A 24,158-nucleotide genomic window follows, 5' to 3' on the forward strand; every position below is an offset into this window, starting at 1 on the left:
TTTATAAGGTGCTGCATTAGCTACTTTTCAAGCTCCTGTATGGTTTTTAATAGCTGCTCCTTTAAATATTGCTTATCAGTAAGATTGTCTATTTTGATTATCTTAGCAGTGGTATTTCTAATTACATTGGCAAAATCAGTAGTGGTTATAATGATATCAGCAGCATTTGGGTCAAGGGAGCCAATATCAGTGGCTTCAATTTGTGCATCTAAATTTTCACTTGATATAATTTGTTGGGTAAATACCTTCAGCATCATACTACTTCCTACTCCAGCACCACATACAGTAAATATTTTTAACATAATTAATCATCCTTTCATTTTTTAAATTAGTGTTTGTTTAAATTTTTTTGTAATGATTTCAATAAAGTCGCCTATCAATTTTTCAAAGGAAGACTTTACTATAACAAAACATCATACAATGCTTGGCTGGACTTGCTTTCTAAAATATGATTCAGCTTTTCATTGTCACCAAGTAAATCCATTAGCTTTGCTAAGGCGTTTATATGGGATTGATTGTCCACTGCTGCCAGGGCAATCACCAGCCTGACAGGATCATTTTTTTCATGACCAAAGTTAACCCCGTCTGCAAGGGTAATCATGGCTAAAGCGGTACGCTTTGTTCCATCCTCAGGCCTGGCATGGGGCATGGCCACCTGGGGAGCAATAACGATATAGGGTCCCAGCTCCGTAACCCTTTGAATCATTGCATCAATATATCCCTCCTCAATGGCATCTGCCTGTAGTAAGAGCTCACCTGCCTTTCTAATAGCTTCCTTCCAGCAATCAACCTTTACCTTTACCGCTATGGTTTCAGGGCTAATAAATTCATTAATCATGGGTCATTCCTCCTCTATTTCAATAGCTCGTAAATTTCCTTTGAGCTTGATGAAGCAATTAATTTATCAATGTTTTCCTTTATCGATAATTGTTCCAGTACATGGGTCAGGGCTTCAATATGGGTATAATTATCCTTTGCTGCCAGAAAAATCACCGTATGCACCGGGTCATTTTTCTGATGATAAAATTTAACAGGTTTTTTTAAAGTCATAATGGCCAAGGCGGTTTTATTGGCACCATCATCTATTCCGCCATGGGGCATGGCGATACCGGGGGCAATTACCATATAAGGGCCATGGCGCTTTATTTTTTCAATAATTCGTTCCACATAACCCCCTTCAATATAGCCCTTATCCAATAGTGGCTGGGCAGCCTTTTCAACCGCTTCCTCCCAGGTGCTGCATTCAACCTGAAGCTGAATATTTTCCTTCGACAATATCCTTCTTTGGGGAGTGGAAGTAAGGGGGCTATATAAACGATTAATATTGTTAAAGAGGGATGCAATTTCAGTCTGAAGGCCATCATAGTTTTGTATGGTGCAGTGCTTACCAATAATATTCATCACGTCCATAATCAAACCAGTGCTGTTATATTTAAAATGATGGTTGGCCGTCAGGTAACTGGAAAGCATTTGAATATCCTTTTGATCTAACAGCGGCGAAACTACAACAACGGGTATTTTAGACTCCTGAATTGGAATGGTAGAGATAATCAGGTCAATTTCATCAGAGTCCATATACCTGGATACATCTTGATGAGAAACAATATCAATGATGTGGAAGGCTCGAAAATAAGATAACAAATTGGCCTCTAACAGCTTGGAGGTTCCGATACCGCTGGCACAAACCAGTAGAATATTGGATGTTTCATTGTTTTTGGGTCGCTGAGCCTCCAATGCGGCTCCAAAATGCATAGCGATATAGGCTACCTCATGGTCATTTACCTTAATATGAAATTCCCTTTCAAGGTATTGTCTGGCACCGCTGCATGCCTGAAATACAGCATTATATCTTGAAACAATCTCACTGAGCAAAGGGTTTTGTAGGGGCTTATTATATTTTAGCCGTTGAATCGTAGGCATCAGGTGAATATACAAATCCTTTTTAAGAGAGGATCGGCTTGTAAACGAAACCCCCAGCACCCGTTCCACATGGCTGATGATTTGATCGATTACATAGGCCAACTGACTGTTTTTTCTAACGTATTTGTCCTGATCCCCCACAAAGCTTAGCTTGGCTCCGATTAAATGAAGGGTAATATAGCCCGTTTCATCTAAAGGCATTTTAATATTAAAATATTGGGAAATACGCTCGCTTAAGCCCTTGGCTATGGCAAATTCCTCCTTAGCCATTAAATCATGCAGAAGCTCCTTACTGATTAAAATGTCCTTTCCCAGGGTAACCCGCTCAATGGCCAAGGCTAAATGCGACATTAGACTGACAAAGCCTTCATAGCTGAATTTGATCATTAGCCGCTCCTGAACCCTTTCAATCTCCGTTTTAATAAAATTCAGATCAATTTTAGGCAGCCATTCCTTTAATGATTCGATATATTTTTCAATGGATTGATCACTGTAAACCTGTCTGCCAGGGTTCGCCAATATCTTAAGGAGTGTACTGATGGCATTCCGCTTATTTTCTTCCGTACCCTCCACATAGATTCCATAGCCCTTTCTGCGAATGAGCTTAAGATGAAACTCCTTCAGCCATTTGCTGATATGATCTAAATCGTTCGCAATAGTGGTTTTACTTACAGCGGTTTTATCGGCCAGTTCGATCAGGTTTACCGGCCTGTTTTCACTTAAAATATTTAATAGTACCAGCTTTTGGCGTTCTTCTGGTGAAAGCACGTAGGAATAGTAGTCACTGGGCTTTAGTTTGGCTTGAATTGATTCCTTGTCGCCTTCCCCGGCCTCCAGGAACACGCCCTTACGAGGAGCCCTGGTTAAAACCCTGAAGCCATTCTCTGCCAGCCAGGCATCGATTGCGTCCAGGTCATAACGAATGGTTCTTAAGCCCACATGAAATTGATCAGCCATCTCCTTAATGGTGATAAAATCATCCTGACCCAATAAGCATTGAATTAGCTGTGTTTTTCTTTCGTCTAACATGCTGTTCACCTCCTTGCCACATTATTGTTGACAATCTGAATAAGTTACACCCTGGCTAGGTGTAATATATATAACACTAATATAGTTGTTTATCAAGGATAACTATAGTATGGGAAGAAGGAATTTGTTTCATACCTATTGTGGCAAAAAGTGAATAGCTGAATTAGAAGGAAGTTTTCAAAAAACAATAGATAAGGCTGCTGAAAATGATAAATCATTGATCAGCAGCCTTAATAGCTTTTTAATATAGATGGGTTTTATTTCTAGGAACAGTCTGCCAATGGGTGGGCCTGTTCCCTTTAGTATAAGCCGATGGTTTTATTGATATCTTGGATAAAAATAATACCATTGCCGGGCTTGTCGATTTCAAGGTTATTTCTGATGGAGGCAGCTATTGGTTCTGTCCGACTGCTTTCTGAAATAATTAGTACAATCTCCTTTTCTGGTTCTATTTCCATGGAAAAGAGCTTGCTGGTTTCATGAATACCTGAACCCCTGGCGTTAATAATGGTTGCTCCCCTGGAGCCAGCCTTGTTGGCGGCATCCACCACAAATTCTGCCTTTCCTCTATCGACAACCACAAAAATTAGGTTATATTTTTGATTTTCCATCTTCCTACACTCCTTTACATCCGTACAGGTTAAGTTCTTGGTTCCCAATATATTCATGACAGAGGTACTAAAGGCAATGCCATGATGAGGTTTGTCAAAGCGGAACTTTTTGTTCAGCTCATCCAGGGCAGTATAGGCCGTTTCCTTTGTCGCAGCCATTAGAATAATTTCCCTTCTCGCCTCATTTAACTCAAGAAATTCTAAAATAGGATTTTGAATAGTTCCCTTGCCTAGAAAGATTACACCACCTGTTACACCATAATTTTTTGCGTGCTTGATAACTTTGCTTGCCAAGCCATAGTTTACGATGACACATAATAATTCGTAGCTTGGATCCACAGGATTACTGAACATCCTCTAAAATACCTCCTTTCTTAGACTTTAACTGGAAGATAAAACCTAATAGCTGCAGCGTAATAATTGGTGTTAAGGCAACGGTGGCAATCATTCCGAAGCCATCAATTAAAATACTGGCAGCCTCCACTGCTTCTGCGGCCCCCTGGGTGAAGGCTAAAATAAAGGTGGCCGTCATAGGGCCTGTGGCCACGCCCCCGGCATCAAAGGCAATCCCAACAAACAGCTTGGGAACGAAATAGGTCATTCCAATGGAAATTAAATAGCCAGGCAATAAGTAATGCCATAATTGAATCGAGGGTATTACGATTCTTATCATAGAAAGGGCCACAGCCAGGCCTACACCGATGGAGAGGGCAATTAAAACGGCCTTTCTCTTGACATAACCGCTGGTAACCTCCTCAATTTGATGGGTTAATACATAAACCGCCGGTTCTGCCAGAATGGTCACAATACCTAGTACGAATCCAATTATTATAACATAAAGCTTGTTGTCAAGGGAAGCAAGACGGTGGCCGATTAGTGTTCCTACGTCCATAAAGCCAGCATTAACGCCCACTAAAAATAGGAACAGGCCAATAAAGGCATAGACAAAGCCCTTAATCATTCTTGCAAAGGATCTTCTGCTCATATCTAACGACATTCGATACAAAATAAGAAAAATGATTAACAGTGGTAGTATCGTAAGAAAGCCCTCCTTTAATACGGTGGGAATGATCTGAATAAAGGGTCCGATTATGGAGCCTGATTCAGCCATATTAATTTCCAGCCCAGAAGTAAATTCTTCGGTTGTAGTAAAAATACTTAAAAGCATAACAGAAATGATGGCACCGACAGATGCAACGGCCACGAGGCCAAAGCTGTCCTTTTCCGATGCCTTACTGTCCTTCTTTAGGGTGGATATCCCCAGGGACAGGGCCAATATAAAGGGAACCGCCAGAATTCCTGTAGTGGCCCCGGAGGCATCAAAGGAAATGGCCAAAAACTCCGTGGAGGTAAATAAGGCCAATATAAAGGTTAAACCGTATAATCCTGTTAATAGCTTATATAGGGGAATATTTGAAACAATTCTGATGAACCCCAGTGCAAGCATGATGGCCAGGCCAATTGACACGGTAATTAAAATGCTTAAGCTGGATATCTGACCGGAAGTCACCATATCCACCTGATTGGCCAGGACAATTAAGCCCGGTTCGGCAATTGAGATAAAAAAGCCCAGCACAAGGCCCCCGATGATAATAGCCCATAGCTTATTGGTTTTGGCCAGTGTTGATCCCACCAGGCTGCCGAGGGGGGTTATACTAATATCGATTCCGATTAAAAAGACAGACAGGCCTAGTAAAATCAATACACTACCCAATAAAAACCTAATCAATAGAGGCAGGGGCAGGGGGGTAAGGGTAAAGTTCAAGATCAAGACAATGATCGTAATAGGCAAAATTGAAGAAAGAACTTCTCTAAATTTTTCAGTAAATATATTCAAATGCAATTCACTTCCTTTCACTATTGGCTAATCAACTCCATGACAAAGCAATTAATAGTACATGTTCCATTGGATTAGATGTTTGTTCTGACTGAATTTTGGGAAAGCAGTTTTTGATTTGACTGATTAGAAATCAATCGAGGTTTTAGGAACATATCATGGATTAGCAGGATTTAATTGAAGTATTCTAAGGTCCTAATCAGGGTTTTTTATAGCTGCTCCTATGCAGCTTAGGGAGCAATAATTGGTGCAGCCTTAAGTATAACCAAAAGCAGCATTTGGCTTCATAGCCAATGGCAGGACGATGGTTAATTAATATAAGTGACGAAAGTAATAGTAAAGACCATAGTAAATTAACAGGGGTAGATCGGATAAGCTGTTTAAAATATTCACTGTTACGGAAATAAGCAATGGAGGGTGAAGAAGAGGATATACGGTGAAAATAAATGGACTTCGATGGATTAAGCTCATTTATCAAATAATTTTCCATTGGAAGGCTAATTCCGATTAAAAAAATGACCAGTAAAAAAATCATAAAGGGTAAAAATGCCTTTAGTTTTTGACGTTCTATGTAAATGGACATTATATTTCACCCCTTTCTTTTTTTATCGTAACCTTATTTTATTATACAATTTTTTTGACTGAAATAAAAGTTATCAAGGATAACTCAATTCAACAGGATAAATAAAATGGCTGGAATAGAAAATTCACAGATGACATGACACTTTGAATAATGATATAGTATTATTTGTTATAAACTATTGGACGAGGTGTAGCCTATGAGAGTTAGAAACATACCTGGAGTCGAAGCATTACTTGGGCAGTGTCCCTATTTCTTTAAGGAAGGGTCCCCTTCGCCGGGAAAATGGAATAAACTATTTAGAAATCCACATCCCATACACATTGAAATTGGCATGGGTAAGGGACGTTTTTTGACAACGCTGGCTGTTGATCATGTAGAAATTAATTATATAGGAATTGAAAAGTCAAAGGAGCTTCTTTGGAAGGTATGCAAATCATTGGAGGAGGCCCAGTTGAAAAACCTGATGCTGGTGAATTTAAAGGCTGAGAACATAGCTTCCTACTTCGCCCTGGGGGAAGTAGAGCGTATCTATTTAAATTTCAGTGACCCATGGCCCAAGGCCAGGCATGAAAAAAGAAGGCTTACGCATCTTCATTTTTTAAAACAATATCGATCGATATTATCTGATAAGGGGGAAATTCATTTCAAGACCGATGGCCTTGATCTTTTTGAGTTTACCCTTGATCAGCTTGATAAAGCTGGGTTCACTCCCCTTGAGGTTACTTATGATCTTCATCGTCTGTATCCTCAAGGAGTCGTCATGACGGAATATGAGATGAAATTTAGATCCCAGGGGAAAACAATAAAACGAGTCATTGCTGTCAAATAGGCAATCTATTTTTCTTCAATGATATATTCAATTTCCGATATTAATTCCTTGACATTATCGAAGGCAAAGTTAGAATCCAAAAGGGCTGCTTTAATGGTTTTAAATTCACTGTGAACCCTTGGCCGCAGGTTCGGGCTAAGGGGTCCTGCCTCCAGGGTTTCTTTAATTTCAAAGAGTCGAATAATAGATTGCAATGTATTCATGCGTTCTCCCCCTAAAGTGTAAGCTATCATCTATCATACAGTAAAAAGGAGAAGAAATGGTTAAATCTAGTCGAATCTTCTTTAAAAATTCTTCACTGAAAGATTAAACTTATTTAACAAATTGGTAAAAAGAGGATATCTATTGCTATATGGCAGCCTTGACAATTATTTCAATGATACCCACAATTAGAATATTCATAATGCCCCAGAGAATGCTTTCAATGGCGCCTTCATATTTCTTTTCCTTTTCCTCCCGAACCACATCTGCCACATTGGAATGGTCCACCAGACGTTTGGTTTTTTTGAGGCTGATCGGCAGAAAAAATGTTACTACCCCATAGGCAATGATGATGCTGGCGAGGAAGAAATTAAAATTGAAAATATTTTTTAAAATAGGCCCTTTTTTGATTAGGCTGTAGAGTAAGGAAATAAGGGACAGTATCAATATACTGGATACAGATATTTTCAAGAGCTTTAAGGTCTTATTCCATATTTTTTGCTTCACCTTTTTGCCTCCATTCTGTCAATGCTTTTACTACAGTCTTAGTATAGACTAAATTAACCATAACAACAATCCCCTCTTCTGTTTTTTAGAGGGGATTTGAGCTGAATTAAGAAAGTTTTAAGGGTATGATCAAATTAACATTTAAACAGAACCCCCAGGGCCTTGGGGCCAAGGTGGGCCCCTACAACGGGGCCCAGTTCACATATTTCAACCGTTGCACCTGAAAACATTCCTTGCAGGGTTTCCTTTAGGGTTAGGGCCTCATCCATGGCGTCGATTTGGGCAATATGAATCACCCTAGCCTGGGGTGGAATTCCTTCTATTAGCTTTTCAATGGCCTTTTTTCTCCCCCGAACCTTTCCAGCGGCCTCCAGCTTTCCCTCCACCAGGGCAATAATGGGTTTAATATTTAAGAGGGAACCGATAAGGGCCTCGGTATTAGTCAATCGACCGCCTTTTTTTAAATAATCCAGTGTTCCTACGGTTAAACGAATACCGGTGTGATTTTTTTCGACTTCCAGGGCAGCTGCAATTTCAAGTCGGCTTTTTCCCTGGGCCATCATACCCAGAGCCGATTCAATCAATGCCTTTAAATTGGCTGCGGCAGTTAGAGAATCAATAACTGAAATTTTGCTCTGGTCAACCAGGGTTGCAGCGGTTACGGCACTGCTGTAGGTGCCGCTTAATTTTGAGGAAATGGTTAAGACGATGACCTCCTTTTTATTCTTCAGGGCCTTTTCGTAAACAGCTTTAAAGGCTCCCACCGAGGGCTGGGAGGTGGTGGGAAATGAATTTGACCTGGATAACCGATTAAAAAAAGCATCGAACTCACCTGGAAACCCCTCTTGAAGAATTTCCCCTTCGAAGCTGACAGACAAGGGAACAACTTCTATTTCATATTTTTGAACAAAATTACGATCCAGATAGGCTGTACTATCAGTAATAATTTGAATATTTGCCATCACAATAATCACTCCTTAAAAGGCTTCTATAAATATAATACCAGGTACTAATACCTGTTGTAAAGTAATTTGGTTTGATCGTTAAAATATAAACGTTTACAAGGGGAAAAGTTAAAAAATGATTTTCTTGTCAATTACTGCCCCATATGATAAACTGTGGGTAAGGATAGTATCTTCGGAGCTATACCGGTTTGATAATATGAAGTTATTTTATGTATGATTCTGCTCTGAGCCATAGGGGACCGAGACAGAGAAAAAGACGATAGGGATATGATGCCTTTTTTGCTACTGCAAATAAGGATTTTTTCTTAACCTTTTTCTAAGTCCTTTTGGGCTTGGGAAGAGGTTTTTTAACGTTTTTGGGGAGGTGATCGGATGAAAATTGGCTTTATCGGAAGCGGAAAGGTAGGTCAGAGCTTTGGCAGCTATCTTTATGAAAAGGGATTTCATGTTGTGGGTTATTTTAGTCGCAGTATTGATTCTGCCAGGTCTGGCGCTGCACTAGTGGGGGGAAGGGGCTTTTCCCGTATGGAGGAGCTGGTTGAGGTGGCTGATATTATTTTTATTACTACTCCTGACGATATGATTCAGCAAATTGCCAGTACTATAGCCGATCTACAGACCAGTATAGAAAATAAGCATTTTGTACACATGAGCGGTGCCCACAGGGCATCTATTATGCAGGAAATTACCAAAAGACATCCCTTAAATCGACTATATTCCCTGCATCCCCTACAGGCCTTTGCCAGGGTCGAAAAGGCTGTCAAGGCCTTGAGCCATACGATGTTTACCCTGGAGGCAGATCAGCCGGAGGTAATTGAGGAAATTCTTAAAGAATGTGGAAACCAATATTTTTTAATCAGGGGAGATCAAAAGACGATGTACCATGCTGCTGCCTGCGTGGCATCCAATTACTTAGTTACACTAATTGATATGGCCTTAAATATGATGAAGACCGCTGGATTTGAAGAAAAGGAGGCCTATCAAGTCCTGTTACCTCTAATGAATGGCACCTTAAGGAATATTGAAAGTGTGGGAACAAGTCAGGCCCTTACGGGCCCAGTCGCCCGGGGTGACAGTCAAACTGTTAAGAAGCATTTAATCGCCCTAAAGGAGCAGATGCCCAGGGGAATGGCCCTTTATCAATCCCTGGGAAAAGCCGCCACTGAGCTGGCGTCGAAGGAAAAGCTCAAGGGGACAGATCAAATAGAAGCATTGAATCAATTATGGAAAGAGGGAGTAAAATGAATAAGTTTACCACAACGTCCTTTAACCGATGTAAAAGGGAGGGGCGTAAAATTTCGATGCTGACTGCCTATGATTATTCCATGGCGAAGCTTTTGGATGCGGCAGGAGTGGATTGTATTTTAGTAGGGGATTCCCTGGGAATGGTTATGCTGGGTTATGAAAATACCCTGCAGGTAACGATGGATGACATGGTTCATCATACCAAAGCGGTAGCCCGAGGAGCTAAAAATGCCTTCATTGTAGCAGATATGCCCTTTTTGTCTTACCATATGGGCCCCCAGGAGGCCTTAAAAAATGCTGGCAGGCTAATACAGGAGGGCTGTGCCCAGGGGGTAAAGCTGGAGGGGGGAGCTGAGGTGGTTGACCAGGTCAAGGCCCTGGTCAGGGCTCAAATTCCAGTCATGGGGCACCTAGGCCTAACCCCTCAGTCGGTTCATGCCTTTGGGGGCTTTAAGGTTCAGGGAAGGGATTCAGAGCAGGCTAAAAAAATAATTGAAGATGCAAAGCGACTGCAGGAGGTGGGGGCCTTTGCCATTGTTTTGGAATGTATCCCTGAAGGGCTTGCAGACCTCATTACAGATAATCTCGATATTCCCACCATTGGTATTGGTGCAGGGAAGGGCTGCGATGGACAGGTATTGGTCATACAGGATATGCTGGGAATGTTCCCAGACTTTACGCCAAAGTTTGTAAAAACCTATGCTGATATCGGCAGCCAAATTCAGTCTGCCGTTAAGGAATATTGCCAGCAGGTTAGAGAAGGCAGCTTTCCAGAGAAGCAGCATGGCTTTTCCATCGAGGCATCAATACTGGAAAAATTATATTAGAAGGAAGGCTTACGATGAAAGTTATAACTGGAATTGAAAAAATGAAAAAAATCCTTCGGGAAGCCCGTAAAGAAGATAAGGCCATAGGCTTTGTTCCCACCATGGGGTATTTGCATAGGGGGCATCTTTCATTAATTGAAAGGGCCAGCTGGGAAAATGACGTGGTGGTGGTCAGCGTATTTGTCAATCCCACTCAATTTGGTGTAAATGAAGATTTTGATGTATACCCCCGGGATCTGGACAGAGACCGACAGGTGGCGGCTTCCGGTGGTGCCCACTACCTTTTTCATCCAACCATAGAGGAAATGTACCCCGAGGGCTACGAAACCTATGTAGAGGTTTTAAGCTTAACAGGTAGGCTTTGCGGTGCCTCAAGGCCGGGGCATTTCAGAGGCGTAACGACGGTGGTTGCCAAGCTTTTTAATATTATTATGCCTCAGCGGGCTTACTTTGGCTTAAAGGACGCCCAGCAGGTGGCGGTGATTACCCGAATGGTCAAGGATTTAAACATGAATGTTCAAATCGTTCCTTGCCCAATTGTACGGGAGGAAGATGGCTTAGCCATGAGCTCCCGGAACGTCAATTTAACTGCAGAGCAGCGACGGGCAGCCCTGGTGCTTTCTCAAAGTCTGTTTCAGGCCAAGTCAATGATTGAAGCAGGAGAAAGGGATGGAAAATTGATCGTATCAAGCATTGAACAGTGCATTAAAAGGGAGCCTGCAGTGACCGTTGATTATATTGAAGCTGTTGATTTTGAAACGCTAAATTCCGTACCATATATACAGGGAAAAGTGTTAATTGCCCTGGCAGCTCGGGTAGGCAAGGTGCGGCTAATCGATAATATTATTGTGGAGGTGCATTAAGATGTATTTAACCTTTTTTAAATCAAAACTACACAGAGCAACGGTGACTGAGGCCAATTTAAACTACGTGGGCAGCATTACCATTGATGAGGCTCTTTTAGAGGCAGCGGGAATTTATCCCAATGAGAAGGTGCAAATTGTGAACAATAACAACGGGGCCCGTTTCGAAACCTATGTTATTAAAGGGGAACGAAACAGCGGGGTAATTTGCCTGAATGGGGCGGCGGCCAGATTGGTGCAGCCCGGTGATCAAGTAATTATTATTGCCTATTGTTTAATAGAGGAATCTGAAGTCGGTAATTTTCAGCCGAAGGTGGTCATTCTGGGGGAAAATAACCAAATATTAAAGCAGACCAGGGGAGAAGTCCATGGGGAGGTTCTTTGATTGAATTCAAAAAACAGCGCCTAATTCGATACTAGCTGTATATACCTGGAAATATCAATTGATAAGACGATCCTTGCTATTACGGGCAGGATAAGCTATAATAAAAATATCAATTCTTGTTAAAAAAACATCAATAAGGCTGTGAAGTATTATCTTGATTATTAAAGAGGAGGAGTACCCATGTTTGGAAGATTAGGCGCTTCAGAATTAATTTTAATTTTAGCAATTGCATTGGTTGTTTTTGGGCCATCAAAGCTTCCTGAAATTGGAAAGGCCTTAGGAAAAGGAATCAAAGAATTTAAAGACCATTCCAATAAAATCTCACAGGATGTTGCTGAATCAGTAGAAATTGAAAAGAAGGGCGAGTAGTAGAAAAGTTTCTGTTTCAGGGAGGACACCCAGTTGGATGAATTGCGTCTTACTTTAATACAACATTTAGAAGAACTGAGGAAAAGAGTTATTATTATTGCCATTGTCATGATAGCAGGAGCGGTGATCAGCTACCAATTTATAGATACTATTATCGAAATTGTTACCAAGCCTGCCAGTCAGTTGGATTTCATCTATTTGAGTCCGCCGGAGCTGTTTGTGGCCTATATTAAAATTTCTTTGGTGGTAGGGGTGGTGTTAACCTTACCTATTACGCTGTTTCAAATCTGGTTATTCGTTAAGCCGGGATTAACTAAAAAGGAAAGGGCTAATTTACTGTTTGCCCTATTTATGGCAATCATTTTTTTCCTTCTTGGAATTTTGTTTGCCTACTATGTAATTATCCCCCTAACGATTCAGTTTTTTGTCAAGGTGTCGACCCAACAAATTGCACCATTGTTTTCCTTTGAAAACTATATTGGCTTTATCAGCTCATTGCTTTTAGCCTTTGGATTAACCTTTGAAATGCCGTTAATTATTTTGTTGTTAACCCATTTAAATCTAATTACCCCTGCTGCCCTAAAAAAATATCGTAAAATGATTATTCTGGTAATCTTTGTGGTTTCAGCGGTACTAACACCACCAGATATTATTTCACAATGCTTAATGGCAGCGCCCATGATTTTATTATTTGAATTAAGTTTAATCTTATCTTCAATCATATACCGTAAGAAAGCACAAGCATAATATTAGGGGAAGAATGTCAATTGGCAGCCTTCCCTGCTGTTATTATTAAAGTGAAATTAGCACCAAAATATGGCGTGAGGAGTAGGAAAAAATGCTAATGAAATTTTTATTGGAAAAATTAACTGAAGATATTCGACCTCAATTGGCCATTAAACATTGCCTTCATTTTAAAAATAGATTAAAAAGCTGTACAATTTGTCAGGATGCCTGCTCCCACCAGGCCATTACCACTACTCGGGCTGCCATTAAAATAGATGAAAATCGATGCAAGGGCTGTGGCAGCTGTCGCGGGCTGTGTCCTACCCAGGCCTTGACCCTAAAGGGCTTTAGTTTAGAACGGTTAATTACAGAAGCTGCCAAAAAGCCAAAGGTTATATTGGGCTGTTCTCAGGAAGGTAACAAAGGGAATCTATCGGTTCCCTGTCTTAGGGGTATGACAGTTGAGGATTATATTACGCTGGCAATATTATCGGGAAAGCGGGAAATCTTTTTAAATAGAACACAATGTCATCATTGTGAGCATATGAATCAGGAATGGAATGATGAGATCCTCCATAGGGCTCAGGAGTTAGGAAGGGCCCTGGGGATTGAAATTGTGATTCATGCAGTCGACTCTGAAGGTGAAAGCCTTCAGATACCACAGCCGGAGCTGACCAGGCGAGAGCTTTTTAGCTTTTTTAAGAGGGAAACCACCCAGATGGCAGGGCGGGCCATTGACCACGTGGCAGAGGAGTTTGTGGGGGAAAGAAATCAGCGGCAGATCAACCGTAATCTGTTTTTAGGTGCATTAAAAGCCTTAAAACTGTCAGACAATACGGTAATTCCTTCAGAACTGGCCTCTATAAATGCCTGGAGGGTAGATGCAGCCTGTAACGGATGTGGTCTATGTCAGGGAGTATGCCCTGGGCAAGCATGGCAGGTTAAAAAGGAATCTGAATCAATTACAGTAAGCCATGGGCCGGGGCGGTGTGTAGGCTGCGGCCTATGTCAGGAACTATGCCCACAAAGTGCTATAAAAGAAGACGTGCTTAAAATTTCAAAGCTTGAAGGGTTCTATTTAATGAAGGCCCTCAGCAAAAGGCAATGTAGCCAGTGTGAAGCGAGTTTTTTTAATTCTGAAGACGATTCAGAAGCAGAGATATTCTGCTTAAAATGTAAGAAGGAACAGGAAATCAAAGGCGCCGTAAACTAATTCGGCGTCTTTTCTATTATGATACTTTATGATAAGATAAGAAAAAACGAATGGAGTTAGGGAAATGATTAACACAATTTTATTTGATTTAGATGGTACACTACTTCCCCTTGAAATGGAAGAATTTTTAAAGCATTATTTTGATGCCCTGGAGAATCGGTTTGGAGCTTATTTTCCAAAGGGACAATTGACAAAGCTGGTATGGGCCTCTACAAAATACATGGTACAAAATATAGATTCCAATAAAACCAATGAAGAAGCATTTTTTGAAGACTTTTTTACCCGTACGCATCACAAACAAGAGGAGATTTACCCTATTTTTAATGATTTTTATCTTAATGATTTTATCAAGGTGAAAAAGGCTGTTGGGCAAAATGAAAAAATGATTGAAGCGGTTAAGGTCTTAAAGAAAAAAGGGTATACTTTAATTGTTGCGACTAATCCTATTTTTCCCTACGAGGCCGTAAGACAGCGAATAGCGTGGGCAGGTCTTATGGAAGAGGACTTTACTTTGATTACCTCCTTTGAAAAGATGCATTTTTGTAAGCCCCAGCTCAATTATTATAAAGAAATATTAGAAAAAATTGAACGGTTACCCCAAGAATGCATGATGGTTGGGAATGATCTTCAGGAGGATATGGTGGCCAAGGGGCTGGGAATGAAAACCTATTTAATTGAAAACCATAAGATAGGCCAATCCAATGAAGATAATATAGATTATATGGGAAATTATGATGATTTCTATGAATTCGCTTTGGCATTGCCTGAAGTTAAATAAATGAATTAATATGGATTGATATCTGGCTGCCGGGCCCATTAATAGAATAGTAAGTCATCTAATAAAATTAAGGAAGTGATATTATGGGTCAATGTGGCGGCTGTAGCCATAAGCAGGAAAAACAATATAAACCCTGCCCCCTTTGTCATCGTATGGGGGAATTCGTTCATCCTCCAGTAGTTCAATCCGTTGTCAAGGATGAGATTAAGCCTTTAATTGTTGAGGCAGGCTATTATATTTGTACAAATCATGAATGTGAAATCATATTTTTTGATGAGAAGGAAAGTCAGATGATTCTAATGGTTGATATAGATTTAAAGGCAGATTTTGATGCTGTAACCAAGACTCAAAATAACTGCAGTCAATGTTCTAATGGTTGCCGGAGGACGAATAAATAAGGCCAAATTTTAATAGACCTATTTTGGGAGGTTATGATGAATTTTAAATCAGTATCGGCAGTTATATTGGCAGGTGGGGCCAGTAGTCGAATGGGGCGGAACAAAGCATTGATGGAGCTGGGGGGCAAGCCAATGATCGATCGAATTGTTGAAGTCCTAAGGGAAGGATTTCGTGAGATCATTATTGTAACCGACTGTCCCGATGAATATAGTCACTTGATTGATGTAAAGCTGACTAAGGATAGTATAGCATTGGGGAAGAAAAATTCCCTGTTGGGGATTTATTCGGGGCTGGAGGTTGCCAGTCACCCCTATATATTTGTAATTGCCTGTGATATGCCCTTTGTCAACCTGCAGCTGGTGCACTATATGATTGAGCAGATAGAGGGGCAGGATGTGGTTATTCCCTATATTGAACCCCATTATGAGCCTCTTTACGCCCTGTATAAAAGGGATTGCATGGAGCCTATTAAAGAAATGCTTCAAAGAGATCGATTCAAGATTACGGAGCTATTAAAGATGTTAAGAGTAAAGAAGGTGCTGCCTGATATCATTAAACAATTTGATCCAAAGATGAAATGCTTTGTTAATATCAACACCTATCAGCAATATCTGGATGTAAGTCAGGCTTTTTTAAATTTAAAAAAATAATTACTTTTTATAATTGCGGATCAGCTATGATTGCCGTAATATATTCAAAAAAGGTTACTGATCAATTGCTTAACAGGAAAATTGTTAGAAGAGGAATAATCAGTTCATAAATATTATTTGAAATAAGGAGGAACCGGGATGTCTAAAAATGCAATGGAAATAGTAGGAGAGCAGGGAAAAATCAAAATATCAAATGATGTAATTATGACTATTACGCAAAAAGCTGTGGAGGAGGTGCCAGGTATCGTTTCCTTTACAGGGGGGCTATCGAAGGGAATAACAGAGGTCTTTGCCAAAGACAGCAATAAGGGAGTCAAAATAGATAATGAAGAAAAGCAATTGGAAATCAATCTATCTGTGGTGGTGACCTATGGTTCAGTCATTCCTGACCTAATTAAAACGCTGCAGCAACGAATTAAAGATTCCATTGAAAATATGACTGAAATCAGTGTAGAACGAGTCAATGTATTTGTTCAGGATATTCAGCTTTAGTCAATCAAAAAAATATGAGAATAAAAGGATAAAACAGGCCAGCTTTGCTGGCCTGTTTTATGTATCCTGCATCAACCTAACAGTGGTCTTCATCCCGCTTATGGCACTCATGATCACAATGCATCATCTTGTGCTTATAAGCCTCTGCCTTGTGCATTGCCGCCATATACATATGCATATAATACATCTTTTTCATATGATCAGCCGCATCTTCAGGCATGCAGTGATCTGGTAAAGGCATTATGCCGGGGGGCATTGGCATTGGCATGGGGCTGGGCATAGGCATAGGCATTGGTGTTGGCAGCGGCATGGGGCTGGGCATGGGCATTTGAGGACACGGACTTGAAACCGGTGGGTAGCAGCCGGGCATTCCACCATGGCCTGGGAAATAACCCATATCGCCCATAGGAGCCATCATAGGGGACATAGGGTAAGGACTAGCAGGGAAATCCTCCATAGGAGGGTACATGAAATGATTATTTGCTTCCACAGAAAAACCTCCTTAAACCATATATTTTAAAGCATAGTTACTTTAATATATAGGTTATGAAGTTATTCAGGAAAGGAAACTTGTCTAATAGATATTTTTCTTATTCAATAAAAAAAGATACTGTCAATTATTGAACAGTACCTGTTGGGTTAATTTTTAATTAGCAAAAATTATCGATGGGACTCTACATACTCAACGATATCGCCAATCGTTTTGAAATTTTCTGCTTCCTCATCTGGTATTTCCACACCAAATTCATCTTCGATGGCCATGATAATTTCTACTGCATCTAGTGAATCGGCATCAAGATCATTTGTGAGGGAAGTATTTTTTTCAATGGTATCAACATCATCAATTCCCAGTTGTTCAGCGATAATTTCTCTGATTCTTTGAAACATTCTATGTACGCCTCCTTAATTTCCTTTTTCACTGTCAAAAAGTTCATTTATAATATACCACATATTATATTGAATGTATATCCCCTAATCTTTGATTTTATCGATTTCTTTAGAGAAAGGACCAGAGTAGGGGGTGTTTAATTTCAATTGATAATACAAATCAATCCCTTTAGATAATAAAATTCAGAAAAATTAATGTGTTTACAATTTATACTTTACAACATATAATGATATATAAATATCAATTGATAATTGGGGGACTGTATATGAAGGAGTATCCAGGGGAGAACTTCCAAAATCAGCAGCTGAATCAGGTTTTAATCATGACAGTATTACTGAATCTGTTTTTGGTGATATTAAAGGTGACTGCTGGAACAGTGTCGAACAGTAAGGGACTAATTGCCGATGGGTTACACTCGGCCTCTGACGTGATTACCACCCTAGGAGTAATTGTGGGGATGTTTTTAGCCAAGAAGCCAAGAGATGAGCGGCATCATTATGGTCACGAAAAGATAGAAACCGTAGCGGCCTTCTTATTAGCTATAGTACTGATATTGGTAGGGCTGGGAACGGGAATACAATCGGTTAAAGCTATTTTTGAGGGTGAAATAGTCTATGTCAGCAAACTGGCATATTTTTCTGCATTGGTCTCTATTTTAATCAAAGAGGCACAATATCAGGTTACCATCAGGGTCAGCAAAAAGCTAAACAGTAATGCCCTGAAGGCAGATGCCTGGCATCATCGTTCCGATGCCCTTTCCTCTGTTGCCGCCTTGATTGGTTTGGTGGGCGCATCCTTCGGCATAATGACCTTAGATGCCATAATGGGAGTAGTGGTCTCCTTTATTGTGGCAAAGGTAGGCTGGGATATTCTAAAGGATAGCTTTCACGGACTCATTGATGTGTCAATACAGCAGGAGGATTTAACGAAAATTAAAGAAAGAATACTTCGGTTAAAGGATGTATACAACATCAATGACATTCGAACTAGGGTCCATGGTTCGGTGGTCTATGTTGATGTCAAGGTCTGCGTTGATCCCTATATGGAAGTCCACGAGGGACATCGGGTGGCTGATCAGATTGAATCAATCGTAAAGGAAGAAATACAGCATTTGGAGGATGTTATTGTTCACCTGGATCCTTGTTTTCAAGAAAGCGATGGGGAAAATAGCTGTAGTCTCAGAGAAAATGATTAGTTAGAATAATCAGAAAAGTGAAATTTGTGTTAAATCTATGTTAAAACATTTAACATAGATTTAACACTTCTCTAACATGTAATTAACGAAAGAATAGGAAAAAAGTCTTAAGCTAGAAAGGGTGTAAGTTAGAGCTGGAAGCTCAATAAGGAGGCGCTTGAATGGAAATCGTTTTTGGCATATTAGGGGGCTTGGGACTATTTCTCTACGGAATGAACGTTATGAGTACCGGACTCCAAAAGGCGGCAGGTGACAAGCTTAAGTCCATAATCAGTATGCTTACCAGCAATCGCTTAATGGGGGTTGCAGTTGGAGCCCTTGTTACAGCTGTGGTGCAAAGCAGCAGCGCCACGACGGTGATGGTGGTAGGTTTCGTCAATGCGGGAATGATGAAGCTGACCCAGGCTGTTGGGGTAATTATGGGGGCCAATATTGGGACAACCATTACTGCTCATATTATAACCTTTAAAATTGAAAAATACGCTCCCATTATTGTGGGACTGGCAGTGGGGGTATGGTTATTCACCGAAAATCGTAAAATTAAACAATTTGCTGAGGCTTTTATCGGGTTTGGTATTCTCTTTATTGGTATGAGCTATATGGGCGAAGCTTTAAGACCCTTGAGAACCTATCAGCCCTTTAAGGACTTATTGGTAAGCTTTGGGGATCATCAATTTTTAGGGATACTTGCAGGCTTTGCCATAACTGTTGCAGTTCAGAGCAGCTCGGCCTCAACGGGTATACTCCTGGCCCTGGCCATGGAGGGATTAATTCCCATTGAATCGGGGCTTCCAATTCTGTTTGGAATTAATATCGGTACCACTGTTACAGCAATATTATCGAGTATTGGAGCCAATAAAACCGCCAAGCGGGCGGCAGCGGTTCACTTTATTTTTAACCTTGTGGGTACATTGATTTTCATATTTGTTCTACAAAAACCCATTTACCGAATTATTACCTATTTGAATCCGACGGATATTTCCAGGCAGATAGCCAATGCCCATACTATTTTCAACATTTCTAACACATTGATTCAATTACCCTTTGCAGGTTTGCTGGTTTACCTATCTAAGAAAATTATTCCCGGGGAAGAAGAGGTGTCCCACGGAATTAAGTACATTGATGATCGTATATTGGAAACCCCTTCTATCGCCCTGGGGAGTGCCATCAAAGAGGCCCTTCACATGGGAAATGTTGCCAAGGATTCCCTTACCCATGCTATGGAAAGCTTCTTTAAGAATAACCAGAAGAAGGTGGAAGAATGCTTCCAACTGGAGAAGGTTGTAAACGAGCTTGAGCGGGAGCTGGCAGCATATTTAGTTAAATTATCCAATACAAATATTTCAAATCGTAACCGTGAATTGGTGGATGGCCTGTTTAATACGATCAATGACATCGAACGGGTGGGAGACCATGCGGAAAATATTGCAGAGCTGGCTCAATATAAAATAGACAATGGATTGCATTTCTCTGAAATCGCTCTTAAGGAGCTGAAGGAAATGGAGGAGCTTGTCATGAAGGGTTATATCAATGCCCTGGGAGCCATGAGAAATCTTGACAATAATCTGGCTATGAAGGTTATTGAAATTGAAGGGAAGGTTGACCTGATGGAAAAATCCCTTCGTGCAAATCATATTCATCGGCTTAACAATCAACAATGCAGTCCCGGCTCCGGCGTAATTTTTCTTGATATTATCAGTAATATGGAACGAATTTCAGACCATAGCTCCAACATTGCCATGGCAGTGCTGGACGAAATTAAGGCCAGCAACCGGAATAAATAAAACAACTTTAATCAAAGCGTGTTCTTTTAGAGAGCACGCTTTGATCTTTTTTATTAGAATTAAACGGATATATTGAATGAGCCTCCTGATTCGACAGTCGTTTCTGTAGCGATTGTAGTATGATCCTTACCATAATAAGCCGTACATATATTGCGCTAAAATCACCGGCCCGTGCTATTTGTGACTTGGTCATAGCCATTGTCCAGCCGTTATAGAGAATAGTTGCTGTGTTGGTGATAATTGGAAATGACTAGTTTTTTAAAGCTGAAAGAGTATATTTACAAAAGTTGAGGATAAAATAACAATAGTTTATTTTGGAAGGAGCAGCCTATGGGAAAGGATCAATCTACAAAATTAATCATTATTGGTGGTGGAGAGGACAAAAAAGCAGGAAAAGAAATATTAAAGGAAATTGTATCAAGGGCTGGAAATGAGCAGTCTAAAATAGCCATAGTAACTACTGCCACCAATTACCCTTTAGAGGTTGGAGAAGAATATAAGGAACTATTTTATGAACTGGGGGCTAGTCGGGTAGAAACTATTAATTTACTTAGTCGGCAGGAGGCAAATCGCCGACAGGTAATTAAAAATCTTGAGGGACTAAGCTGTATTTTTTTTGTTGGCGGTGATCAACTGCGAATATCGAGCCTATTGGGAGGAACTGACTTTCATAAAGCAATTTATCGTTTTATGGAGGAAGGAGGCATCATTGCAGGCACCAGTGCTGGCGCCTCCATGATGAGCGAAATTATGGTGGTAGAAGGAATGGAAGAGGAGGCACCTAAAAAAAGTGCCATTCGCCTGGCTCCGGGCATGGGCTTTTTAAAGGGAGCTATCATTGATCAACACTTTAACCAACGGGGAAGAATTGGCAGGTTACTGGGAGCGGTGGCCCAAAATCCCTATCCCCTGGGCATTGGAATTGACGAAGATACGGCTATAGTCGTAAATCATCAAAATGAAATTGAAGTGATCGGTTCAGGTGTGGTAACGATTGTAGATGGAAGTGAAATTGAATTTACCAATATTTCTGAGCAATACCCCGATGAGCCATTGGTAATTACCAATGTAAAAGTGCATATTTTACCTAACCAGTATGGCTTTCATATGGAGAAGCGAAAAATTCTTTTTAAAGAAGATTAAATATACAGTGAGTGATTAAAGGTTGAGGAGGATCTTTAATGAAATTAATTGATATTCGTCTTTATTCAGGAAGGAATATATATAGCCATTGTCCTGTGGTAAGGATACATGTTGACCTAGGCAAATATGTAGATATTCCAACCTGTGATATTGAAGGATTTAATGAGGGCCTGATTGAGATTCTGCCTGGCCTGAAAAAGCACCATTGTTGCCTGGGTAGAGAAGGGGGATTTTTAGAAAGATTAGAAAGGGGTACCTATCTGGCCCATGTAATGGAGCATACTGCTCTGGAAATACAAAATATGCTGGGGTATGATTTAAGCTATGGTAAGGCCAGATATTTAGAGAATGAAACCATTTATTATATCGTCTACGCCTATGAAAATAACATTGCCGGTCTGGAGGCTGGTAAACTGGCCTTTGAGTTAATTCAAGCATTACTTAACTCTAAAAAATTAGATATTAGTCAAGGCCTGAACAAAATCAGAGAAAAAATTTATCAAAAAGGTCTTGGGCCAAGCACTGCCGCTATTGTAGAGGAAGCTGCAAAGCTCAAGATACCTGTCATAAGAATGGGCGAAAATAGCCTGATTCAATTGGGCTATGGAAAAAATGCAAGAAGAATACAGGCTACCATTACAGATCAAACCAGCTGTTTAGCCGTTGACTCGGCCAGTGATAAGGAACTGACTAAGGAAATGCTTAAAGGAGCGGGCATACCGGTACCAATGGGAAAAATTGTTGGAGACCCCATTGAGGCAATGGAAGCGGCCCAGGACTTAGGTTATCCTGTGGTGGTAAAGCCCTACAACGGCAACCAGGGAAAAGGTGTTTCCATAGATTTAAGAAGTTCAAAGGAGGTTTTAAAGGCCTTCCATATTGCCAGGGGTTTTAGTGAGAGAATTTTGATTGAAGAATATATAAAGGGAAAGCACTATCGAGTGGCGGTGGTGGGTGACCGTATGGTGGCAGCCGCCCAACGATTGGCGGCCCATGTAATTGGAAACGGAAAAAACACCATTCGAGAGCTAATTGAAATGGAAAATCAAAATCCCCTTAGGGGGGATGGCCATGAAAAGCCCTTGACAAAAATTAAAATAGACGATGTTATGTCGCTGCTTTTAGAAAAGACATGCAAATCTCTTGATGATATTCCGGCTCCGGATGAGGTGGTGTTTTTAAGGGAAAATGCCAATTTGAGCACCGGCGGAACAGCCATTGATGTAACTGATGATGTGCATCCTGAAAATGCAAGGCTGGCTATTTTGGCAGCTAAAATCATCGGATTAGATGTCGCTGGAGTCGATATCACTACAGAGGATATCGGCATTCCCATAAAGGAAAATTGCGGCGCCGTAATTGAGGTCAATGCCTGTCCTGGCATTAGAATGCATCATTATCCCTCTGCGGGTAAAGCCCGTAATGTGGCAAAGGAAATTGTTGAGCTGTTGTTTCCCAATGGGAAAAATGCCAGTATTCCAATTATATCTGTAACGGGAACAAATGGAAAAACCACCACCACTCGATTGCTGGGTAAAATGTTGAAAAATAGTGGGCTGGTTGTTGGAATGACAACAACTTCTGGGATTTATATAGATGAAGAGCTAATTTATAAGGGTGACACAACCGGACCTAAAAGTGCTCAAACGGTGTTAATGGATCAACGGGTAGAAGCGGCTGTGCTGGAGACCGCCAGAGGAGGAATTATTAATAGGGGTCTTGGCTATGACCTGGCGGATGTAGGGATTATCACTAATGTTGCCGATGACCATTTGGGGATAGATGGAATCAATACACTGGAAGAGATGGCCCATGTAAAGGGGCTGGTGGTGGAAGCGGTAAAAAAGGACGGCTGGGCAGTATTAAATGCTGATGATCCTTATACCGGCGAAATTGCCAAGGGGGTCAGGTGTAATCAAATATACTTCAGTATGAGCTCTGATCATCCTGTGATGGTAGGCCACATAAAAAAAGGCGGTAAGGCAGTATATGTATACGATAATCATGTATATATATTTGATGGTGAAAAGGCCTTTCCATTAATACCTGTTAGGGACATTGCAATATCCTTTGGGGGACTTTTAAAGCATAATCTACAAAACAGTATGGCTGCCGTGGCAGGTGCCTACGGAATGGGAATTTCTTTAGAGGTTATTGCACAAACCTTAAAGGAATTTAAGGCAGATGTAAAAAATAATCCTGGCAGATTTAACGTCTTTGATTTGAATACCTTTAAGGTTATCATCGATTATGGTCATAACCTGGATGGTTATATCAATGTTCTAAATGCCTTAAAGGAGATGGAAGGTTCAAGATTGGTCGGAGTAATCGGTGTACCTGGTGACAGAACCGATATCAATATTATTAAATTGGGGGAACTGTCAGGTAAATATTTTGACCAGGTATATATTAAAGAGGACAAGGATTTGAGAGGTCGAAGCCCCGAGGAGGTGGCAAAGCTCCTGAAAAAGGGCTGTATCATGGCAGGAATGGCAGAAGACAAAATTATCATTGAACCCTGTGAGGTACAGGCCCTGGAAATGGCCATCAGTAATGCCCGGGAGGGGGACCTGATTGTTGTATTTTACGAGGAGCTGGAACCCTTGATTAAATTGGTAGAAAACTACCAGTCCACCGCCGCCCTTTTATCTAACAAGGAAACAGAGGTTTCAGCAGCAAAGATAGCCTGGTAACCGTATAAGGGTTGAATGGATTATA

The 24,158-nt window shown here is 40.7% G+C and carries 27 protein-coding genes; 16 read left to right on the top strand and 11 right to left on the bottom strand.

Annotated features, from left to right (window positions below):
• Positions 1-20: 20 nt before the first annotated feature.
• From ACYQ1I_RS09730 to ACYQ1I_RS09755, 6 genes are all read right to left on the bottom strand, one after another.
• On the bottom strand, positions 21-302 hold the full coding sequence (locus ACYQ1I_RS09730; RefSeq protein ID WP_459764736.1) for a PTS sugar transporter subunit IIB: 282 nt from the start codon (positions 300-302) through the stop codon (positions 21-23).
• Positions 303-400: 98 nt separating this feature from the next.
• Positions 401-838, bottom strand: coding sequence for a PTS sugar transporter subunit IIA (locus tag ACYQ1I_RS09735; protein ID WP_459764738.1), 438 nt, complete (start codon positions 836-838; stop codon positions 401-403).
• 14 nt (positions 839-852) lie between these two features.
• On the bottom strand, positions 853-2,949 hold the full coding sequence (locus ACYQ1I_RS09740) for a BglG family transcription antiterminator (protein WP_459764740.1): 2,097 nt from the start codon (positions 2,947-2,949) through the stop codon (positions 853-855).
• A gap of 299 nt (positions 2,950-3,248) precedes the next feature.
• Positions 3,249-3,914 (bottom strand): P-II family nitrogen regulator, encoded by a 666-nt coding sequence (locus ACYQ1I_RS09745; RefSeq protein WP_459764742.1) that lies wholly within the window; start codon positions 3,912-3,914, stop codon positions 3,249-3,251.
• Positions 3,904-5,397, bottom strand: coding sequence for a DUF1538 domain-containing protein (locus ACYQ1I_RS09750; protein ID WP_459764744.1), 1,494 nt, complete (start codon positions 5,395-5,397; stop codon positions 3,904-3,906). The genes ACYQ1I_RS09745 and ACYQ1I_RS09750 overlap by 11 nt, the downstream gene beginning before the upstream one ends.
• Before the next feature lie 199 nt (positions 5,398-5,596).
• Positions 5,597-5,980 carry a hypothetical protein gene (locus tag ACYQ1I_RS09755; protein ID WP_459764746.1) on the bottom strand — a complete coding sequence of 128 codons (384 nt, stop codon included), beginning with the start codon at positions 5,978-5,980 and terminating at the stop codon, positions 5,597-5,599.
• A gap of 196 nt (positions 5,981-6,176) precedes the next feature.
• On the opposite strand from ACYQ1I_RS09755, the gene trmB reads away from it, so the two are divergent.
• Entirely contained in the window at positions 6,177-6,809 is a 633-nt protein-coding gene (gene trmB, locus ACYQ1I_RS09760) for a tRNA (guanosine(46)-N7)-methyltransferase TrmB (protein ID WP_459764748.1), read from the top strand.
• A 5-nt stretch (positions 6,810-6,814) separates the two neighbouring features.
• Here trmB and ACYQ1I_RS09765 read toward each other — a convergent pair whose 3' ends face one another.
• The 3 genes from ACYQ1I_RS09765 to ACYQ1I_RS09775 form a co-directional block, all read right to left on the bottom strand.
• Positions 6,815-7,012 (bottom strand): hypothetical protein, encoded by a 198-nt coding sequence (locus tag ACYQ1I_RS09765; RefSeq protein WP_459764750.1) that lies wholly within the window; start codon positions 7,010-7,012, stop codon positions 6,815-6,817.
• A gap of 145 nt (positions 7,013-7,157) precedes the next feature.
• Complete coding sequence (locus tag ACYQ1I_RS09770; RefSeq protein WP_459764752.1) at positions 7,158-7,517, bottom strand: hypothetical protein; 360 nt, start codon at positions 7,515-7,517, stop codon at positions 7,158-7,160.
• Positions 7,518-7,651: 134 nt separating this feature from the next.
• On the bottom strand, positions 7,652-8,479 hold the full coding sequence (locus ACYQ1I_RS09775) for a DegV family protein (protein WP_459765336.1): 828 nt from the start codon (positions 8,477-8,479) through the stop codon (positions 7,652-7,654).
• A gap of 375 nt (positions 8,480-8,854) precedes the next feature.
• Here ACYQ1I_RS09775 and ACYQ1I_RS09780 point away from each other — a divergent pair, with 375 nt between their 5' ends.
• The 11 genes from ACYQ1I_RS09780 to ACYQ1I_RS09830 all read left to right on the top strand — a co-directional run bounded on the left by ACYQ1I_RS09780 (position 8,855) and on the right by ACYQ1I_RS09830 (position 16,429).
• A complete protein-coding gene (locus tag ACYQ1I_RS09780) occupies positions 8,855-9,727 on the top strand; it encodes a Rossmann-like and DUF2520 domain-containing protein (RefSeq protein ID WP_459764754.1) in 873 nt (290 codons plus the stop codon).
• The gene (gene panB, locus ACYQ1I_RS09785) at positions 9,724-10,554 is read left to right on the top strand and encodes a 3-methyl-2-oxobutanoate hydroxymethyltransferase (protein ID WP_459764756.1); all 831 of its coding nucleotides are present in this window, start codon (positions 9,724-9,726) and stop codon (positions 10,552-10,554) included. Before ACYQ1I_RS09780 ends, panB begins: the two co-directional genes overlap by 4 nt.
• 14 nt (positions 10,555-10,568) lie before the next feature.
• A complete protein-coding gene (panC, locus tag ACYQ1I_RS09790; RefSeq protein ID WP_459764758.1) occupies positions 10,569-11,417 on the top strand; it encodes a pantoate--beta-alanine ligase in 849 nt (282 codons plus the stop codon).
• A 1-nt stretch (position 11,418) separates the two neighbouring features.
• Positions 11,419-11,802, top strand: coding sequence for an aspartate 1-decarboxylase (gene panD, locus ACYQ1I_RS09795; protein ID WP_459764760.1), 384 nt, complete (start codon positions 11,419-11,421; stop codon positions 11,800-11,802).
• A 180-nt stretch (positions 11,803-11,982) separates the two neighbouring features.
• The gene (locus ACYQ1I_RS09800; RefSeq protein WP_459764762.1) at positions 11,983-12,171 is read left to right on the top strand and encodes a twin-arginine translocase TatA/TatE family subunit; all 189 of its coding nucleotides are present in this window, start codon (positions 11,983-11,985) and stop codon (positions 12,169-12,171) included.
• Positions 12,172-12,204: 33 nt separating this feature from the next.
• Positions 12,205-12,918, top strand: coding sequence for a twin-arginine translocase subunit TatC (gene tatC / locus ACYQ1I_RS09805; RefSeq protein WP_459764764.1), 714 nt, complete (start codon positions 12,205-12,207; stop codon positions 12,916-12,918).
• A 91-nt stretch (positions 12,919-13,009) separates the two neighbouring features.
• Entirely contained in the window at positions 13,010-14,110 is a 1,101-nt protein-coding gene (locus tag ACYQ1I_RS09810; protein ID WP_459764766.1) for a 4Fe-4S dicluster domain-containing protein, read from the top strand.
• A 64-nt stretch (positions 14,111-14,174) separates the two neighbouring features.
• The gene (locus ACYQ1I_RS09815) at positions 14,175-14,888 is read left to right on the top strand and encodes an HAD family hydrolase (protein ID WP_459764768.1); all 714 of its coding nucleotides are present in this window, start codon (positions 14,175-14,177) and stop codon (positions 14,886-14,888) included.
• A gap of 83 nt (positions 14,889-14,971) precedes the next feature.
• Positions 14,972-15,286 carry a hypothetical protein gene (locus ACYQ1I_RS09820; protein ID WP_459764770.1) on the top strand — a complete coding sequence of 105 codons (315 nt, stop codon included), beginning with the start codon at positions 14,972-14,974 and terminating at the stop codon, positions 15,284-15,286.
• Between the two features lie 36 nt (positions 15,287-15,322).
• Entirely contained in the window at positions 15,323-15,937 is a 615-nt protein-coding gene (gene mobA / locus ACYQ1I_RS09825; protein ID WP_459764772.1) for a molybdenum cofactor guanylyltransferase, read from the top strand.
• A gap of 138 nt (positions 15,938-16,075) precedes the next feature.
• A complete protein-coding gene (locus tag ACYQ1I_RS09830) occupies positions 16,076-16,429 on the top strand; it encodes an Asp23/Gls24 family envelope stress response protein (protein WP_459764774.1) in 354 nt (117 codons plus the stop codon).
• 76 nt (positions 16,430-16,505) lie between these two features.
• On the opposite strand, the gene ACYQ1I_RS09835 is transcribed toward ACYQ1I_RS09830, so the two are convergent.
• Entirely contained in the window at positions 16,506-16,919 is a 414-nt protein-coding gene (locus ACYQ1I_RS09835) for a hypothetical protein (protein ID WP_459764776.1), read from the bottom strand.
• A gap of 170 nt (positions 16,920-17,089) precedes the next feature.
• Positions 17,090-17,317 (bottom strand): acyl carrier protein, encoded by a 228-nt coding sequence (gene acpP, locus ACYQ1I_RS09840; protein WP_459764778.1) that lies wholly within the window; start codon positions 17,315-17,317, stop codon positions 17,090-17,092.
• Positions 17,318-17,583: 266 nt separating this feature from the next.
• Here acpP and ACYQ1I_RS09845 point away from each other — a divergent pair, with 266 nt between their 5' ends.
• The 4 genes from ACYQ1I_RS09845 (at position 17,584) to cphA (ending at position 24,133) form a co-directional block, all read left to right on the top strand.
• A complete protein-coding gene (locus tag ACYQ1I_RS09845; RefSeq protein WP_459764780.1) occupies positions 17,584-18,513 on the top strand; it encodes a cation diffusion facilitator family transporter in 930 nt (309 codons plus the stop codon).
• Positions 18,514-18,674: 161 nt separating this feature from the next.
• Positions 18,675-20,297 carry a Na/Pi cotransporter family protein gene (locus tag ACYQ1I_RS09850; RefSeq protein ID WP_459764782.1) on the top strand — a complete coding sequence of 541 codons (1,623 nt, stop codon included), beginning with the start codon at positions 18,675-18,677 and terminating at the stop codon, positions 20,295-20,297.
• Positions 20,298-20,627: 330 nt separating this feature from the next.
• The gene (locus ACYQ1I_RS09855; protein ID WP_459764784.1) at positions 20,628-21,440 is read left to right on the top strand and encodes a cyanophycinase; all 813 of its coding nucleotides are present in this window, start codon (positions 20,628-20,630) and stop codon (positions 21,438-21,440) included.
• A gap of 38 nt (positions 21,441-21,478) precedes the next feature.
• Positions 21,479-24,133, top strand: a complete 2,655-nt coding sequence (gene cphA / locus ACYQ1I_RS09860; protein ID WP_459764786.1) for a cyanophycin synthetase — start codon at positions 21,479-21,481, stop codon at positions 24,131-24,133.
• Positions 24,134-24,158: the final 25 nt, after the last annotated feature.

The sequence above is a fragment of the Alkaliphilus crotonatoxidans genome, assembly GCF_054658015.1.

Coding starts and splice junctions, on each gene's coding strand:
- ACYQ1I_RS09730 (WP_459764736.1), bottom strand. CDS start 302: ATGTTAAAAATATTTACTGTATGTGGTGCTGGAGTAGGAAGTAGTATG.
- ACYQ1I_RS09735 (WP_459764738.1), bottom strand. CDS start 838: ATGATTAATGAATTTATTAGCCCTGAAACCATAGCGGTAAAGGTAAAG.
- ACYQ1I_RS09740 (WP_459764740.1), bottom strand. CDS start 2,949: ATGTTAGACGAAAGAAAAACACAGCTAATTCAATGCTTATTGGGTCAG.
- ACYQ1I_RS09745 (WP_459764742.1), bottom strand. CDS start 3,914: ATGTTCAGTAATCCTGTGGATCCAAGCTACGAATTATTATGTGTCATC.
- ACYQ1I_RS09755 (WP_459764746.1), bottom strand. CDS start 5,980: ATGTCCATTTACATAGAACGTCAAAAACTAAAGGCATTTTTACCCTTT.
- trmB (WP_459764748.1), top strand. CDS start 6,177: ATGAGAGTTAGAAACATACCTGGAGTCGAAGCATTACTTGGGCAGTGT.
- ACYQ1I_RS09765 (WP_459764750.1), bottom strand. CDS start 7,012: ATGAATACATTGCAATCTATTATTCGACTCTTTGAAATTAAAGAAACC.
- ACYQ1I_RS09775 (WP_459765336.1), bottom strand. CDS start 8,479: ATGGCAAATATTCAAATTATTACTGATAGTACAGCCTATCTGGATCGT.
- ACYQ1I_RS09780 (WP_459764754.1), top strand. CDS start 8,855: ATGAAAATTGGCTTTATCGGAAGCGGAAAGGTAGGTCAGAGCTTTGGC.
- panB (WP_459764756.1), top strand. CDS start 9,724: ATGAATAAGTTTACCACAACGTCCTTTAACCGATGTAAAAGGGAGGGG.
- panC (WP_459764758.1), top strand. CDS start 10,569: ATGAAAGTTATAACTGGAATTGAAAAAATGAAAAAAATCCTTCGGGAA.
- panD (WP_459764760.1), top strand. CDS start 11,419: ATGTATTTAACCTTTTTTAAATCAAAACTACACAGAGCAACGGTGACT.
- ACYQ1I_RS09800 (WP_459764762.1), top strand. CDS start 11,983: ATGTTTGGAAGATTAGGCGCTTCAGAATTAATTTTAATTTTAGCAATT.
- ACYQ1I_RS09810 (WP_459764766.1), top strand. CDS start 13,010: ATGCTAATGAAATTTTTATTGGAAAAATTAACTGAAGATATTCGACCT.
- ACYQ1I_RS09815 (WP_459764768.1), top strand. CDS start 14,175: ATGATTAACACAATTTTATTTGATTTAGATGGTACACTACTTCCCCTT.
- ACYQ1I_RS09820 (WP_459764770.1), top strand. CDS start 14,972: ATGGGTCAATGTGGCGGCTGTAGCCATAAGCAGGAAAAACAATATAAA.
- mobA (WP_459764772.1), top strand. CDS start 15,323: ATGAATTTTAAATCAGTATCGGCAGTTATATTGGCAGGTGGGGCCAGT.
- ACYQ1I_RS09830 (WP_459764774.1), top strand. CDS start 16,076: ATGTCTAAAAATGCAATGGAAATAGTAGGAGAGCAGGGAAAAATCAAA.
- acpP (WP_459764778.1), bottom strand. CDS start 17,317: ATGTTTCAAAGAATCAGAGAAATTATCGCTGAACAACTGGGAATTGAT.
- ACYQ1I_RS09845 (WP_459764780.1), top strand. CDS start 17,584: ATGAAGGAGTATCCAGGGGAGAACTTCCAAAATCAGCAGCTGAATCAG.
- ACYQ1I_RS09850 (WP_459764782.1), top strand. CDS start 18,675: ATGGAAATCGTTTTTGGCATATTAGGGGGCTTGGGACTATTTCTCTAC.
- ACYQ1I_RS09855 (WP_459764784.1), top strand. CDS start 20,628: ATGGGAAAGGATCAATCTACAAAATTAATCATTATTGGTGGTGGAGAG.
- cphA (WP_459764786.1), top strand. CDS start 21,479: ATGAAATTAATTGATATTCGTCTTTATTCAGGAAGGAATATATATAGC.